General features: G+C 69.7%; 13 protein-coding genes. 7 read left to right on the forward strand and 6 right to left on the reverse strand.

The window, feature by feature from the left end:
- The first annotated feature begins 120 nt into the window (after nucleotides 1-120).
- On the forward strand, nucleotides 121-1629 hold the full coding sequence (locus ACIBX3_RS31160) for an AAA family ATPase (protein WP_397123163.1): 1509 nt from the start codon (nucleotides 121-123) through the stop codon (nucleotides 1627-1629).
- A 35-nt stretch (nucleotides 1630-1664) separates the two neighbouring features.
- On the opposite strand, the gene ACIBX3_RS31165 is transcribed toward ACIBX3_RS31160, so the two are convergent.
- Nucleotides 1665-2216, reverse strand: a complete 552-nt coding sequence (locus ACIBX3_RS31165) for a hypothetical protein (RefSeq protein WP_397123165.1) — start codon at nucleotides 2214-2216, stop codon at nucleotides 1665-1667.
- 139 nt (nucleotides 2217-2355) lie between these two features.
- Nucleotides 2356-3642, reverse strand: coding sequence for a hypothetical protein (locus tag ACIBX3_RS31170; protein WP_397123167.1), 1287 nt, complete (start codon nucleotides 3640-3642; stop codon nucleotides 2356-2358).
- A gap of 150 nt (nucleotides 3643-3792) precedes the next feature.
- On the opposite strand from ACIBX3_RS31170, the gene ACIBX3_RS31175 reads away from it, so the two are divergent.
- Complete coding sequence (locus ACIBX3_RS31175) at nucleotides 3793-5901, forward strand: alpha/beta hydrolase-fold protein (RefSeq protein WP_397123169.1); 2109 nt, start codon at nucleotides 3793-3795, stop codon at nucleotides 5899-5901.
- On the opposite strand, the gene ACIBX3_RS31180 is transcribed toward ACIBX3_RS31175, so the two are convergent.
- Nucleotides 5898-7376 (reverse strand): Nramp family divalent metal transporter, encoded by a 1479-nt coding sequence (locus tag ACIBX3_RS31180; protein WP_397123171.1) that lies wholly within the window; start codon nucleotides 7374-7376, stop codon nucleotides 5898-5900. The two genes, ACIBX3_RS31175 and ACIBX3_RS31180, sit on opposite strands and share 4 nt — an antisense overlap.
- Nucleotides 7377-7651: 275 nt before the next feature.
- Here ACIBX3_RS31180 and ACIBX3_RS31185 point away from each other — a divergent pair, with 275 nt between their 5' ends.
- Complete coding sequence (locus ACIBX3_RS31185; protein WP_397123173.1) at nucleotides 7652-8485, forward strand: hypothetical protein; 834 nt, start codon at nucleotides 7652-7654, stop codon at nucleotides 8483-8485.
- Nucleotides 8486-8745: 260 nt separating this feature from the next.
- On the opposite strand, the gene glgC is transcribed toward ACIBX3_RS31185, so the two are convergent.
- Nucleotides 8746-9981, reverse strand: a complete 1236-nt coding sequence (glgC, locus tag ACIBX3_RS31190; RefSeq protein WP_397123175.1) for a glucose-1-phosphate adenylyltransferase — start codon at nucleotides 9979-9981, stop codon at nucleotides 8746-8748.
- A 164-nt stretch (nucleotides 9982-10145) separates the two neighbouring features.
- On the opposite strand from glgC, the gene glgA reads away from it, so the two are divergent.
- A complete protein-coding gene (gene glgA / locus ACIBX3_RS31195) occupies nucleotides 10146-11318 on the forward strand; it encodes a glycogen synthase (RefSeq protein ID WP_397123177.1) in 1173 nt (390 codons plus the stop codon).
- Nucleotides 11319-11538: 220 nt separating this feature from the next.
- Here glgA and ACIBX3_RS31200 read toward each other — a convergent pair whose 3' ends face one another.
- Nucleotides 11539-11910, reverse strand: a complete 372-nt coding sequence (locus ACIBX3_RS31200; RefSeq protein ID WP_397123734.1) for a zinc ribbon domain-containing protein — start codon at nucleotides 11908-11910, stop codon at nucleotides 11539-11541.
- An 11-nt stretch (nucleotides 11911-11921) separates the two neighbouring features.
- Between ACIBX3_RS31200 and ACIBX3_RS31205 the strand changes: the two genes are divergently transcribed.
- Nucleotides 11922-12458, forward strand: coding sequence for a hypothetical protein (locus tag ACIBX3_RS31205; protein WP_397123179.1), 537 nt, complete (start codon nucleotides 11922-11924; stop codon nucleotides 12456-12458).
- On the opposite strand, the gene ACIBX3_RS31210 is transcribed toward ACIBX3_RS31205, so the two are convergent.
- Nucleotides 12401-12805 (reverse strand): nitroreductase family deazaflavin-dependent oxidoreductase, encoded by a 405-nt coding sequence (locus tag ACIBX3_RS31210; RefSeq protein ID WP_397123181.1) that lies wholly within the window; start codon nucleotides 12803-12805, stop codon nucleotides 12401-12403. The two genes, ACIBX3_RS31205 and ACIBX3_RS31210, sit on opposite strands and share 58 nt — an antisense overlap.
- A gap of 146 nt (nucleotides 12806-12951) precedes the next feature.
- On the opposite strand from ACIBX3_RS31210, the gene ACIBX3_RS31215 reads away from it, so the two are divergent.
- Nucleotides 12952-13950: a LacI family DNA-binding transcriptional regulator gene (locus tag ACIBX3_RS31215; protein ID WP_397123183.1), complete on the forward strand. Its 999-nt coding sequence runs from the start codon at nucleotides 12952-12954 to the stop codon at nucleotides 13948-13950.
- A complete protein-coding gene (locus tag ACIBX3_RS31220) occupies nucleotides 13947-15224 on the forward strand; it encodes a sugar ABC transporter substrate-binding protein (protein WP_397123185.1) in 1278 nt (425 codons plus the stop codon). The genes ACIBX3_RS31215 and ACIBX3_RS31220 overlap by 4 nt, the downstream gene beginning before the upstream one ends.
- The last annotated feature ends 46 nt before the right edge of the window (nucleotides 15225-15270 follow it).

Below are 15270 nucleotides of genomic sequence, written 5' to 3' on the forward strand. Positions count from 1 at the left end.
CGCCCTCGGCATACCAGACCTCCCCACCGGGCACCACAACTAGCCGTATCTCCGACTTGACAGCCCACCCCCGCCACTTAACTACGTGGCCTTGGACCGTGCGACCCCCGGCTCCACTACGTGTTGCCATCGCAGCCCCGGCTGCCGGAGGCACGCGAGTTGATCGACCTGGATCGCTTCTTCGTGATCCACGCTCCGCGTCAGTCGGGCAAGACGACCTTGCTCCAGTCCCTGGAGTATGAGCTCACCAAGGAAGGCGCCGCCGTCGCGGTGATGATCTCCTGCGAGGAGGCCTCCGTGGCGGGCGACGACTACGAGGCCGCGGAGTTGATCCTGCTGGACGAGCTCCGGTGGGCCACCGACTCGGCGCCCGGCTCCTGGCTTGAGGCCGCCCCAGGTAGGCGGCTGGGCGCCGCCCTCCGGGCACTCGCAGCCCGGTCCGAGCTCCCGCTCGCGTTGCTCATCGACGAGATCGACGCGCTGAGCGGGGAAAGCCTGAAAGTGGTCCTGCGGCAACTACGCAACGGCCACAACAATCGCCCCAGAGGCGTTCCGTTCGCCAACGCCGTGGTGTTGTGCGGGCTGAGGGACGTGCGCGAATACAAGATCGCCTCAGGTGGCGACCCCACCCGGCTCGGCGCGATCAGCCCCTTCAACATCTCGGTCCAGTCGCTTCGCCTGGGCGACTTCACTCGGGAAGACATGGAGGAGCTCTACAGCCAGCACACCGCCGAAACCGGGCAGGACTTCACCAAGGAAGCCCTCGCGGCGGCCTGGGATTTCACCCGCGGACAACCCTGGCTGGTCAACGCCCTGGGTTGGGAGATCACCTTTTGGATGGAAGTCCCTCCGGAGAAACCGATCACCGCCGAGCACATGGAGCAGGCCAAGGAGCGACTCATCCGCGCCCGCGCCACCCACCTGGATTCTCTTGTCGCCAAGCTGTACGAGCCCCGGGTCAAGCGCGTGATCGAACCGGTGCTCGCAGGCACGCAGGTCGACGTCAACGCAACCTTCACGGACGACTTCTCCTACGTGCGTGATCTCGGCCTGGTGGCCATGGGCTCCTCCGTCGAAATCGCCAACCCCATCTACCGCGAGGTCATCCTCCGCGTGCTGGGCTGCGGTGTGGAAGCCAACGTCGTCCTGGAAGATTCGCGGTCCTTCGTCCTCCCCGACGGCCGTCTGGACCTGCTCAAGCTGCTGCGTGAGTTCACCACCTTCTGGAAGCAGCACGGCGAGGTGATCCTCCGCGGCACCACCTATCACGAGGCCGCATGCCAGATCACCCTCATGGCCTACCTGCACAGGATCGTCAACGGCGGCGGCCTCCTCGACAGGGAATACGCGGCGGGCACCGGGCGGCTGGACGTCTACCTGCGCTGGCCGTACGGCGAGCGGCAGGTGCAGCGGGAGGCCATGGAGCTCAAGGTGTGGCGGCCCGGTCAACGGGATCCGGTGGACGAGGGGCTCGCGCAGCTCGACCGTTATCTGGACCGGCTCGATCTGGACACCGGCTACCTGGTGGTCTTCGATCGCCGTCCCGAGGCCTTGCCGATGGAGGAGCGCGTCCGGTTCGATCAGGACCGCACCCCGGCCGGGCGGCAGGTCACCGTTCTGCGGGCATAAGGCGCCCAGGCACGGGCCGGGACGCCCTCACGCGATCAGCGCGCCTGACCGAACTGGTAGAGGAGGGGGCCGTCGAGCTTCCAGCCCGGCTCACCGGCCAGGATCTTCTGGGTGTGGGACTCGATCGCGAGGCGCCACTTGTTGTTGCTGGACAAGCGGAACACCTTCACGTCACCCCCGGCGCCGGCCGACCCGGGCGCGTAGCCGAGAATTCCCTCGTACCGGAAGTCGCCCGAGGTCACGAGCTTCTCCCGCTCCGCGACCGACGCGGTGACGATGTAGGACGCCTTCTTCTCCCAGCGGAGCCGGAAGAGCGGCTTGCCACCGGGGAAGGGGGCGCGGGACACGTAGTAGAGCGGGGTCCGCGTCGTCGACCAGCCGTGCTTGGTGATCGCGTTCTGCTTCTCCGTCTCACTGGCGGTGTAGAAGTACCCGCCGTCCTTCGTCACCAGCTCATGGACCTTCACCCTCTGCTCGGCGACGCTGGTGGCGGACGTCCCGGCGGTGGAAGAAGCCTGCGCGGCGACGCCGAGGGACAGCGTCGCACCCAGCGCCACCGCCAGCCCGAGGCCGGCAGGGCGGGTCATGCGGCCGAATGACGAGGCCATTTATTCGATTCCCTCCGATGAGCTGACACAACGGGCGCCAAGCTAACAGCGCACCGGACGCCGTTGAGATCATTTCGAGTAACCTCGAAGTGTTCGCTCCGTGACGGCGTGTGTCCCCTCACAAGGCGGTGAAGTCGGCGTTGTTCCTCCAGATCCAGCGGTCCGGCGCGTGCTTCTTTTTCAGCTGGTTGCGCCGGCGCGTGTGCTCGGCCAGCGCCGCCTGGACCGCGGGGCCGAGCCCGTCCACGTCGTCCGGAAGCTCCACGCGCAGCAGCAGGTTGTGCTCCTCGTGAAGCAGCGCCAGCTCCCCGGAAGGCGAGCAGCCGACCGGCCGGAAGCGGGTCAGCGGCTTGTACGCCTTGTCGTCCGCCCCCAGCGTGACCAGCGGCCGCCCGTCGCGGCCGAAGACGTGGAACCCGGCCCGGTTGATGTAGTAGATCCGCCCGCGCACGGGATCGGCCGCGACCGCATAGTGCCTGCCGGAGTACGGTGACCGATCCCCCTCGCCCAGCCCTTCCAGCCGCCCCCGCACCGCGCCGGTGTCGTCCACGAGCGCGAACACGTACGGGCTCCACCGCCGCTCGCCCGGATCGAACAGCGGAACGAGGAACAGATCGTCCCCGGCCACGACCGGGCTGCCGAGCCACGGCCTGATCGTCCAGTGCCGCACGTCCGGCCACCGCCCCGCGGTCAGGGCGCCCAGATCGCGCTCCGGCCGGTTGCCGTGCCCGGCGGGCGCGCCGCGGTGGCCGGTGTACGGGATGGCGTGCGCGGCGTCCTGGTGCAGCGGCGCGCTGTCGAGGCAGGCGAACACCTCGATCCGCGGCCTGATCTCTGGCGTGAGCGCCCCGTCGGCCACCCCGAACAGGTTCGGCTCCATCCGCCCATAGCCGCGTGCGCCGTACTCGGAGACCAGGCACAGCAGCCGCCCCGACGGGGTCACCCTGATCGCGGCCGCGAACGAGCGCGCGTGATGCCGCCGCACGTCGTGATGGACGTCGAAGATCCCGATGCCGCCGTCGCCGTCCCACGCCCCAGTCAGCCGGGTCAAGCCGGGATCGAGCAGGTACGTCCGGTTCGCCGCCGAGCTGACCGCGATCGTGCCGCCGGGCAGCACGCACACGTCCCCCAGATGGTCGGGTACCCGCGATCGGACCTCGTCGCCCCGAGAGAACCCGGCGGCCAGGGACGCGGCCACCGTCCCGTCGGGACGGTACCGCGTGATCAGGTAACCGCTGTTCGCCGGGCCGGAGGCCTGGGACTCGTGGACGGAGGAGAGCACGCAGGCGTCGCCGGACGCGTCGAAGCCCACCCCCAGGTGCCGGAACGTGAACACGCTGGTCATCTTCAGCCCGTACGCCGTCGGCAGCCCCGCCGGCAGCGACAGCGGATGAGTCACGATCATGGCGATACTATGCACCGGTCACAGCGGAAGATCTCGTCAACCGTCACATCCGGCCGCCCGCCGCAAGACGGGTTGACACGGCCCCACCTTCGCCACGAAACTCTCCCGAAACGCCCAGTGCTGTAAACGTTTACAGAACCGGAGTGATCGATGTCCCTGTCCCGCTGGATCGGCGCCGCCGCGCTGGCCGCCCTGGCCGCGCTCTCCCTCCTCGCCGTGCCGGGCGAAACGGACACGCGGGCGGGCGGCACGCTCACCACGGGCTCCGCGCCGTCCCCGGCGCTGGGCGGGGAGCGCATCGCCTACACCGCCTACCTCCCGTACGGCTACGACCGCGGCGCCGCCCGCCACCCCGTCCTCTACCTGCTCCACGGCCGCGGCGACACCATGCAGGCGTGGACCCGCGTCAAGACCGTGCTCGACGACCTGATCCGTACCAAACGCATCCCACCGGTCATCGCCGTCATGCCCGACGCGCCGTGGAACGGGCGCGGCAGCTGGTACGTCGACTCCCGCCACACCGGTGCCGATCTGCCGGGGCGGCCGGTGGAGACGGCGCTGGCACGCGACCTGGTCGCGCACGTGGACGGGACCTACCGCACGGCGCCGATCCGTGAGGCGCGCCTGGTGGGCGGCTACTCGATGGGCGGCGCGGGCGCGCTCCGGTTCGCGCTCGCCCACCAGGACGTCTTCAGCGCCGCCGCCGTGCTCAGCCCGGCCGTCTACACGCCGTTGCCGCCGTCCGACTCCTCAACCCGTGACTACGGCGCGTTCGGGCGGGGGGAGGAGAAGTTCTCCGAGGAGGTCTACCGCGAGCTCAACTACCCCGCGCTGCTCCCCGGCCTGGACCCCGACCTGCCGGTGCGGCTGTTCGTGGCCGTCGGCGACGACGAGTACGCCAACCCCGGCCCCGCCGACGCCCGCCACGACCTGGACTTCGAGTCCGCCGCGCTCTACAACGCCGCCCGCCGCTCGCCCGCGGTCTCCGCGCAGCTCCGCGTCATGGACGGTGGCCACGACTGGTCGGTCTGGACGCCGGCCTTCGAGCAGGCCATGGCCGAGCTGGGCCCGGGCCTGAGCGTCACGCCGCCGACCGGACTGCCCGCCCCGCTGCACGGCACGGCCGCCGCCGACTGGGCGGGCGGCGTCGCCGCCCACGCGGACGGCTCGCTGACCCTCGGCTACGCGGCCGGCGGCTCGGTGAACGGGCAACCGCACGCGGGCCGGCTCGACGCCGTGCTCACCCGTGCCGGGGGCTGGACCAGGCAGCTCGGCACGGCGGCGGACGAGCGGCTGTACGGGGTCGCGCCGCTGCCCGACGGCGGCGTGCTCGCGGCCGGGTACACCAAGGGCGACCTCGACGGGCGGCACGCGGGCAACGCCGCCGACGACGCGTTCGTGGCCAGGCTCGGCCCCGACGGCGCGGTCCGCTGGATCACCCAGTTCGGCGCGCCGGACGCCGCCGACCGGCTCTACGGCCTGGCCGCCGCGCCGGACGGGGGCGCGTACGTGACGGGCTACACCAAGGGCGCGCTGGACGGGCCGAACGCCGGTGACAAGGACGCCATCGTCGCCCGTCTCACGCCCGCGGGCGAGCTGTCCTGGCTCCGGCAGTACGGCGGCGCGGGGGAGGACAAGGCCTACGGCATCGCCGCCGGCGCCACCACCCTGTACGTCACCGGCAGCGCCACCGCCGCCCTGCCGGGCACGACCGCCCTCGGCGGCCTGGACGGCTGGCTCGCCGCCTTCACCGCCGCCGACGGGACCAGGTCATGGGCCACGACGATCGGCGGCGGGGACGACGACCGCCTGAACGCGGTGACCGTCACCACGTCCGGCCTGGCCGTCGCCACCGGCGCCTCGAACGGGGACGCGTACACCGTGGCCTACACCGCGCAGGGCCGCCGGCGCTGGCACCACACCCTCGCCACCCCGTCCGCCGACGAGGGAGCCGCCGCGACGCCCCTGCCCGGCGGCGAAGTGCAGATCACCGGCTACACGAGAGGCCGGGCCGGCGTGCAGGCAGGCGGCGCCGACGTTCTGACGATCCGCCTGGACGCACGGGGCACGCAACGCGCCGCCGCCCAGCTCGGCACCGCGCGAGACGACGCCGTCGACCCCTTCGCCGAGCCCAACCTGTACGCCACCGCCACCCCCGGGGGCCAGGTGGCGATCACGGGCCTGACCTACGGCGCCCCCAAGGGCGGCACCGCCCTGGGCAACGGCGACGTCTTCCTGGCCTCGGCCGACCCGGCTTAGAAGGTCACCAGCGGGTCGCCCACGAAGTCGGCGATGAAGTTGACGAAGAAGAAGCCGAAGAACAGGAAGTTCAGGACGAGGATGATGTAATGCCACGGCCGCGGACGGGCCGGGCGTGGCAGCTTGCTGTTCAGATACATCAGCATGAACGGATAGATCAGCGCGCCCAGGTTGGACATGTTGGCCGACCACTCCACCAGCCCCACCGGCAGCGACTGGAAGATGATGATCGAGATGATCACCAGCAGCAGGATCATGAACGGGTAGTAGAACCGGCGCGGGTCGCCCTCGATCAGGCGGCGCAGGCGGGGGCTGGTGGCGTTGGCGGCGTCCGTCGTCACCCGCACCATCGCCTCGAAGATGCCCAGCTGTGTGGAGAACAGGATCAGCACGCCCACCACCAGCGCGACGTAGAACGCCGTGCGCCCGTACTCCTCGCCGAGCGCGCTGGCGACGAACGTCGGGACGTTGGCGCGCGTGGGCCGCTCGCCCGCCATCTGGACCGCTTGTGCCATGAGGATCGTGGGCAGCAGCATGCCGAGGATGGCGCCGACGAAGAACACGCCCCACATGTCCGTCAGCAGCAGCCGGTACCACCGCCGCCACAGGCTCCGGTTGCGTTCGTCGTCGGGGAAGGTGACGCCGCTGGCCAGAATCCGGGTCCGGTCGCCGCGCAGGCCCGAGATGTAGCCGACGCGGTGACCCATGCCGTAGCCCTTGTCGCGGTAGTGACCCATGACGTACCAGTTGAGTCCTGATGCCAGCGCCGTGAACCCGGCCAGCCCGCCGAGCTGGGTCGCGGTGATCCCGGCGGGCGGAGCGGCGGGGGTGACGAAGCCGCGGATGCCCTCCCACCACTGGCTGAACGGCACCACGAGCAGGTCGACGGCCAGCAGCGCGAGCAGGATGCAGCTGACCAGCACCCAGTTCGCCAGCTCCAGGGCGCGGCTGATGCGGCGCGCGGCCGCGGTGATGAGGAACACCAGCACCAGCAGGCCGATGGCCCACCAGCGCGGCTCCGCGGCGTCGGCGGCCGGGGGCACGCCGTGGATCAGCGCGTAGACGCCCTGTCCCGCCGACGCGGCCCAGCCGCCCGCGATGAACGCGAAGATGACGATGAAGACCGAGAGTGGCACCCAGAGCGGCCAGCCCGGCGGCACGCGGCCCCAGCCGACCACCGGCGTCTCGCCCGTGGCGACGACGTACCGGGAGCATTCGACGTTGTAGAAGGTCTGCAGCACCGCTGACACCAGGATGACCCAGCCGACCCCGATGAAGCCGTACTGGCCGACGTTCAGCGGGCCGAGCAGCCATTCGCCGCTGCCGATCGAGATGCCGAGCGCGATCAGGCTGGGGCCGACGGCATATTTGAAGAGTTCCTTGGGGCCGATCTTGGAGACCTTGAAGACCTCCTCCGGTGTGGGCAGGTCGGCGACTTCGAGATCCGGGCGGCTGACTCCGAGCGGGTGCGACATCACTGCCTCCTGCCGTTCAGGGTGATCCAGAACCGGGGCGGCATCAAGACCCAATTGGCAAAGGAGCGGCCGGGCGCACGGGGGTCGGCGCTGACCATGCGCACGACAACGACGCCCATCTCCCGCCAACCCCTGGCAGTCACGACATATCCGTGATCACATCCGACAACTTCCGTAAAGCGACGAGACGTTCTGCGCGTGGCGTTAAACCGCGTTCCGGGATCGATTACTTAGAGTAATGAAGTGATGTCACTCCGTGACTACAGGGAGAGATCATGAAAGGTAACCTCATAGCCGCAGGTGGCGCGCTTGTCGCCGCCGTCGCGATGGCCGGCATGGCGGGGCCGGCGAACGCCACCCCGGCCAACTGCGACCTCAGCAACGACGACCGTACGAACGTGCTCAGCATCACCGCCTCTGGTGTCCACGCCGGACGCCGCGTCACCGAGGCATGCGGGAGCCACAGGCCGGACTACCAGGTTGACCGCATAGACGACGACATCAACGACGATGACAGTGACGACAACATCGAGGACGACATCAACGAGGGCGACGGCTCCAGCCTGAACCCTGACGAGGCCGGCGGATCCGACCAGAGCCTGGGATCCGATCAGAGTCTGGGGTCTGATCAGGGTCTGGGGTCTGATCAGGGTCTGGAGTCTGACCAGGGCGTCGGGTCTGATCAGGGTCTGGGGTCTGATCAGGGTCTGGAGTCTGACCAGGGCGTCAGGTCTGATCAGGGTCTGGGGTCTGATCAGGGTCTGGAGTCTGACCAGGGCGTCAGGTCTGATCAGGGTCTGGGGTCTGATCAGGGTCTGGGGTCTGACCAGGGCGTCAGGTCTGATCAGGGTCTGGAGTCTGACCAGGGCCTGGGATCTGACCAGAATCTGGGGTCCGACCAGGGCCTGGGATCTGACCAGAACCTGGGGTCCGACCAGGGCCTGGGATCTGACCAGAACCTGGGGTCCGATCAAGCCCTGGGGTCTGATCAGGACCGCGGGTTCGGCAACGTCAACGACGTTGGCTTGGCCCAGCCGGTCAACGGCTTGGGGAATGGGGGCGACTGGAGCACCTACCGTATGCCGCACATCTGGTTCGGCTGGTTCTAGAAGCTCTTGACCGATCCGGTCCCGGGACACACCACGTGCCCCGGGACCCCTCGGCTCTCACCCCCGCGCTCCGCACCGCATGTCTCCGCTCCCTGCCCCCCGTCCACCTCGCTCGCGTCCTGTCCTGCCCCGGCACGCCGAGCCGAGCAGTCCCGCCCGTCCGGCCGCGCGACCACATGCCGTCCATCGCCGCCGGGCACCGGCCGTCCCGCCCGGCCCCGACGCGGTGGCCTGGCGGGCGACGGCCGGCTCGGCTGGCGCTAGCGGTCGACGATCTCGTTCTTGCCGATGACCACGACCCCGCCCCGGGTCAGTGCGAACCGGGTGCGGTCGTAGTCCAGGTCGAACCCGATCCGCGCCCCGTCCGGGATCACGACGTTCTTGTCGATGATCGCCTTGCGCACGATCGCGCCCCGCCCGACCTTGACGTTCTCCATCAGCACCGAGTCCTCCACCAGCGCGTGCGAGTGGAGCACCACCTTGGGCGACAGGATCGACCTGATCGCCGTGCCGCCGGAGACGATCACGCCGGGCGACACCAGCGAGTCGATCGCCCGTCCCACCCGGTCGCCCTCGTTGTGCACGAACTTGGCCGGCGGCAGCGGGTCGTGGCCGGTGAAGATCGGCCACTTGTCGTTGTAGAGGTTGAAGATGGGATGTGCCGAGATGAGGTCCATATGGGCCTCGTAGTACGCGTCCAGCGTTCCCACGTCACGCCAGTAGCCGCGGTCGCGTTCGTTCGATCCGGGCACGATGTTGTTGGCGAAGTCGTACACGTCTGCTCCGCCGGACTTGACCAGCATCGGGATGATGTTGCCGCCCAGGTCGTGCTTGCTGGTCGGGTCGAGCGCGTCCTCGCGCAGCGCGTCGATCATCGACTGCGTCTTGAACACGTAGTTGCCCATGGAGGCGTACACCTCGTCGGGCGAGTCCGCCAGCCCCACCGCGTCCTTGGGCTTCTCCCTGAACGCGACGATCCTGCGCCCCTCGGGGTCGGTCTCGATCACCCCGAACTGATCGGCCAGGGAGATCGGCTGCCTGATCGCCGCCACCGTCACGTCCGCGCCGGAGTCCTCGTGCTGCTCGACCATCTGCCGCGGGTCCATGCGGTAGATGTGGTCGGCGCCGAACACGATCACGTGCTCGGGCATCTCGTCGTAGATCAGGTTCAGGTTCTGGAACAGCGCGTCCGCCGAGCCGGAGAACCACCGCGGCCCGAGCCGCTGCTGCGCGGGAACGGGCGTCACGTAGTTGCCCAGCATCGCCGACAGCCGCCAGGTACGCGAGACGTGCCGGTCCAGGCTGTGATTCTTGTACTGGGTCAGTACGACGATCTTCAGGAACCCGCCGTTGGCCAGGTTCGACAGCACGAAATCTACTAGTCGATATATCCCCCCGAACGGCACCGCCGGTTTCGCCCGATCCGCCGTGAGCGGCATGAGCCTCTTACCCTCTCCACCTGCCAGCACAACCGCAAGCACCCTCCGGGACCTCATGCCGGAGACGCTACCCTCAAATGGCCGATCTATCGACGAATCACGGCAGGGTGAACTTCCTTCGTGTCCTGATTTGCCGCTTCATGGCCGATCCCGAGCCACCGTAAGTGCGACACCCGCTACTTGCGGTGGCCCGCTGGACGCGGTCACCGTAAGGTCATCCCATGCGTGTTGATCTGCTCAGCCGGGAGTACCCGCCAGAGGTCTACGGCGGTGCCGGGGTGCACATGGAATACCTGGCCAGGGAGCTGCGCCGGCTGGCCGACGTACGGGTGCGGTGCTTCGGCGCCGACCGCGACGAGCCCGGCGTCTCCGCCCACCGGGTGCCGGACGGGCTGGCGGACGCCAACGCCGCCCTGCAGGTGCTCGGAGTGGACCTGGAGATGGCCGCCGCCTGCGCGGGCGCCGACGTCGTGCACTCCCACACCTGGTACGCCAACTTCGCCGGGCATGTCGCGAAGATGCTCCACGGAATCCCGCACGTGATCACCACGCACAGCCTGGAACCGCTGCGCCCGTGGAAGGCCGAACAGCTCGGCGGCGGCTACACGATCTCGTCCTGGGCCGAGCGGAGCGCGCTGGCGGCCGCCGACGCGGTGATCGCGGTGTCCGAGGGCATGCGGCGCGACGTGCTGGCCGCCTACCCGGAGATCCCGGCGGACAAGGTCAGCGTCATCCACAACGGCATCGACACCGCCGAATACACCCCCGACCCCGGCGTGGACGTGCTGGAGAAGCACGGCGTGGACCCGGCCAGGCCGTACGTGGTCTTCGTCGGCCGCATCACCCGCCAGAAAGGTCTGGTCCACCTCCTGCACGCGGCGCGGTCCTTCGACCCGGACGCCCAGCTCGTGCTGTGCGCGGGCGCGCCCGACACGCCGGAGATCGCGGCCGAGGTGACGCAGCTGGTCCGCGGCCTCGACCGCGACGGCGTCTTCTGGATCCAGGAGATGCTGCCCAAGCCCGAGGTGATCCAGCTGCTGACGCACGCGACGGTGTTCGTGTGCCCGTCGGTCTACGAGCCGATGGGGATCGTGAACCTGGAGGCGATGGCGTGCGAGACGGCCGTGGTCGCGACGGCCACCGGCGGCATCCCCGAGGTGGTGGCCGACGGCGAGACGGGCCTGCTCGTGCCGATCTCCCAAGGCGCCGACGGCACCCCGCACGACCCGGACCGGTTCGCCGCCGACCTGTCCGAACGCGTCAACGCGCTGCTGGGAGACCCGGATCGGGCCCGGACGATGGGCGAGGCGGGCCGGGCCAGGGCCGTCGAGCACTTCTCCTGGGAGCGCATCGCCCACCGCACCCTGGACCTGTACGCCGCTCTTCGGGACTAGCCCCTTGCAGTCCTGTCCCTTCCTGGCCCGGTGTGGCGCGCCCATAGAGGCTCCTTGGATATGGACCAATGTCCCGGGAGGGGGCGGGACGGGGCCGATCTTGCGAAGAACGGGCAAGCCTCACACGAGGCCCCGCCGGCTGGCCTGAGCGCCAGCCTGGGAGCGGGTCTCGGTGTTCAGCTCGTCGAGAAACGTGGCGGCGATGACTTCTACCACCTGGTCAACTACCACCGGCTGAGGCCGGTTGTTTGCTCTCGCGGTCCCGTCTGGGGGAAGGGAGGCCGGTAGCGTGTGGCTGGTTGACAACAGCCCAGCCCGCAGCGCCGCGTGCGGCGATGTTGCGGGCCGCGATGTGGTCGGCGTGCCCAGCGAGGCCACACCCGGTACAGACAAATCGGCCCCGAGCGGGCCGATTTGCCCTGGTGACGCACCCGCAGTCGGGGCAGGCCTGCGAGGTGTAGGCGGGATCGACCAGGAGGAAGGCGATCCCGGCCCGCGCGGCCTTGTAGCGGGTGAACTCGATCTGCTGGGCGAACGCCCAGCCGTGCAGGGTGCGCCGCTGGAGCCGGTGAGCCCTTATCCGGCCGTGAATACCGGCTCACCATGACCGCCGACCGCGTGGCGGCCCAGACCAAGCTGTCCACCCGGGTCAGCGCCGAGTGGCGGTTCTGGTCGAAGGCGGCCAATCCGAGCAAGAGGCGGGTGCTGCCGCTGCTGGCCGTCAAGATCAGCCCGGAGCTGGACGGCCGCAACCTGGCCGCCGCCGGCCACATGCGCATCCCGCTGCGCGTCCAGCGCCAGGACGGCTCTCCCGGCCTGCCGCTGCGCACGCTCACGCTGGAGATCTCCTACGACGACGGCCGCACCTGGCTGCCCACGCCGGTGCACCCGTCGGGCCGGCACGGGTGGGCCGCGGAAACCTCGCATCCGTTCAGCGCCCGCGGGAAGTTCGTCTCGCTGCGTGTCAACGCCGCCGACATCGGCGGCAACGGGTTCAGCGAGACCGTCATCAGGGGCCTATCAGATCAAGTGAGGCCCGTGAGGCCCCGCCGCGCCTTGACCGGGCGCGGCGGGGCCGTTCGTCATGTCACATGCTCGAGGACGACGACCGGGATCTGCCGGTCGGTCTTGCGCTGGTAGTTGTCGTAGTCGGGCCACGCCCTGGCCATCACCTGCCACATGTCCGGTTTCTCGGTCTCGCTCGCCGTGCGGGCGCGGGCCTTGAACCGCTCACCCAGCACCTGCACCTCGACGTCGGGGCCGGCGACGAGGTTCTTGTACCACTGCGGGTGATCGGGATCCCCGCCCTTGGACGCCACGACCAGGTAGTCGTCCCCGTACCGCTGGTAGATCAGCGGCGTGGTGTACGGCTTACCCGACTTGCGGCCGCGGGTCGTCAGGAGAAGCACGGTGGTGCCGTTCCACTCGTGCCCCTCCGCCCCGTCGGTCTCCTGATAACGCCTGACATGTTCCTTGCCGAAGAGCATGCTTGCCTGCTACCCATCGGCGGCGTGACGTCACCGTTACTCGGCCGGGTCTGTACGAGAAGTTAACAAGCCTGGCACACTGCAGTTGTGTAAGCGCTTACACCGCCTCATGATGAAAGCGCTTACACAATGCGAGGAGCAGCTCCATGGACGTGACCATCTACGAGGTGGCCAAGCGGGCCGGCGTGTCGATCGCGACCGTGTCCAGAGCCCTGCGCGGCACCGGCCCGGTGGCGGCCAAGACGCGCGAGAAGGTGCTCAAGGCCGTCGAGGAGCTCAACTTCACGCCGAGCCGCCTCGGCGTCAGCCTCGCCGAGGGCCGGCACGCCGCCAACGGCGTCGTCTTCCCCGACCTCGCGGGCCCGTACTACACCCAGGTCCTGCTCGGCTACGAGGAGGTCGCCGCCGAGCTGGGACGCTCGGTCGTCATCCTGTCGACCAAGGGCCGCACCCGGGTCGGCGACCTCATCAAGGACCTGGCGGGCCGGGTCGACGGCATGCTGATCTTCGGCCACGCCGCCCCCGACCCGCTGATCAGCGAGCTGGTGCGGCTCGGCGTGCGGCTGGTGATCATCTCGCGTGACCCGCTGTCCGGCGCCGACACGCTGCGCAGCGAGAACACCGCTTCGGCGCGGGCGCTGGCCGGGCACCTCGCCGGCCACGGCTACGAGCGGTTCGCGTTCCTCGGCGCGCCGCTGGCCCGCGGCGACGACGTGGACGAGCGCTGGCGCGGCGTGCGGTCGGTGCTGGGCGGCGCGATCGAGGCCGTGGGCACGCGGGAGTACACCGTGGAGTGCGGCTACGACGCGGCCAAGGATCTGCTCAAGGGCAAAGACCGCCCAGAGGCGATCGTCTGCTCCGACGACGAGGTGGCGCTGGGGGCGCTGCTCGCCGCCGAGGAGCTCGGCCTCGACGTGCCCGGCGACGTGGCCGTCACCGGCTGGGACGACATCATGGCCGCCCGCCACGCCCGGCCGGCGCTGACGACCGTACGCCAGCCGATGCGCGAGCTCGGCGCCCGCGCCGCCCGCGCGCTCGACGAGCTGATCACCGGCATCCGCGACACGCCGCGCCACCTCATCCTGACCACCGAGCTGGTCGTCCGCTCAAGCTGCGGGACCCACCCCCAGGAGGTAAGCACGTGAACCACATCACCCGGCGCGCCGGAGCCCGCGCCACCGGCGGCCTGCTGGCTCTCGCGATCCTGGCCGCGGGCTGCGGCCGCGGCACCGACCGGGCGCCCGAGCAGGCGCAGAACGTCACGACCGGCAACGTCACGGGGGAGGTCACGGTCTGGGCGATGGGGGAGGAGGGCAAGGCTCTCGGCGCGTTCGTCAAGGACTTCGAGAGCGTCAACCCCGGCGTGAAAGTCAACGTCACGGCGATCGGGTGGGACGTGGCGCACGACAAGATCACCGCGGCGATCGCGGGCGGCGCCACGCCCGACGTGAGCATGATCGGCTCGACCTGGTCGGGTGAGCTGTCCAAGACCGGCGCGCTCGACCCGACGCCGCCCAATCTGGTGGACAAGTCCGCGTTCTTCCCCGGCGCGTGGCAGACGGTGGAGGTCAGCGGCACGGCCTACGGCGTGCCCTGGTACGTCGAGACCCGCGTCCTCTACTACCGCACCGACCAGGCGAAGAAGGCGGGCGTGCAGCCGCCGGCGACGTGGCAGGAGTTCACCGCCTTCGCCCGCGCGCTCAAGGACAAGGGCGGCGCCTCGAAGGGCTTCCAGCAGAGCTACACGCTCGGCGCGTCCTGGCAGGAGGTGCTCCCGCTGATCTGGCAGGCCGGCGGCGAGGTCGTCAAGGACGGGAAATACACCTTCGACACCCCCGAGGCCCTGACGGCGCTCAAGCACTATGAGTCGTTGTTCAAGGAGAAGCTCGCGCGCACCGACACCGCCGAGGGCGCCTTCCCGCAGAGCTTCATCAAGGGCGAGGTCGGCGGCTTCTTCTCCGGCCCCTGGATGATCGGCGTGCTCAACAACGACGGCGGCCCCGAGTTCAAGGACAAGTTCGACGTCGCCCCCTACCCCAAGGGCCCGGTCTCGGCCACCAGCTTCGTCGGCGGGTCCGCCATGGCGGTGTTCAAGAAGGCGAAGAACCGCGACGCGGCCTGGAAGTTCCTGCAGTGGCTGAGCGAGCCGAAGGTGCAGGCCAAGTGGTACACGACGGTCAAGTCCCTGCCTGCCGTGCAGGCGGCCTGGCAGGAGCCCGCGCTGACCGGCGACAAGCAACTGGCCGTCTTCGGCGAGCAGCTCAAGGACGCCAAGACGCCGCCGCCGTACCCGACGTGGGAGCAGGTGGCCAAGGTCCTGGAGGCGGAGCTGGAGAAGCTGGCCCGCGGCTCCCAGACCCCCGAGCAGACGGCCAAGTCGATCCAGTCCCAGGCCGACACCATCGGGACCGGCCTGTGAGCAGGCGTAGCGAGCGAACCATCAGACACAGCACGGTTGCTGTCAC

Source organism: Nonomuraea sp. NPDC049480 (genome assembly GCF_044465905.1).
GTDB lineage: Bacteria > Actinomycetota > Actinomycetes > Streptosporangiales > Streptosporangiaceae > Nonomuraea.

Coding starts and splice junctions, on each gene's coding strand:
- ACIBX3_RS31165 (WP_397123165.1), bottom strand. CDS start 2,216: ATGACCCGCCCTGCCGGCCTCGGGCTGGCGGTGGCGCTGGGTGCGACG.
- ACIBX3_RS31170 (WP_397123167.1), bottom strand. CDS start 3,642: ATGATCGTGACTCATCCGCTGTCGCTGCCGGCGGGGCTGCCGACGGCG.
- ACIBX3_RS31175 (WP_397123169.1), top strand. CDS start 3,793: ATGTCCCTGTCCCGCTGGATCGGCGCCGCCGCGCTGGCCGCCCTGGCC.
- ACIBX3_RS31180 (WP_397123171.1), bottom strand. CDS start 7,376: ATGTCGCACCCGCTCGGAGTCAGCCGCCCGGATCTCGAAGTCGCCGAC.
- ACIBX3_RS31185 (WP_397123173.1), top strand. CDS start 7,652: ATGAAAGGTAACCTCATAGCCGCAGGTGGCGCGCTTGTCGCCGCCGTC.
- glgC (WP_397123175.1), bottom strand. CDS start 9,981: ATGAGGTCCCGGAGGGTGCTTGCGGTTGTGCTGGCAGGTGGAGAGGGT.
- glgA (WP_397123177.1), top strand. CDS start 10,146: ATGCGTGTTGATCTGCTCAGCCGGGAGTACCCGCCAGAGGTCTACGGC.
- ACIBX3_RS31205 (WP_397123179.1), top strand. CDS start 11,922: ATGACCGCCGACCGCGTGGCGGCCCAGACCAAGCTGTCCACCCGGGTC.
- ACIBX3_RS31210 (WP_397123181.1), bottom strand. CDS start 12,805: ATGCTCTTCGGCAAGGAACATGTCAGGCGTTATCAGGAGACCGACGGG.
- ACIBX3_RS31215 (WP_397123183.1), top strand. CDS start 12,952: ATGGACGTGACCATCTACGAGGTGGCCAAGCGGGCCGGCGTGTCGATC.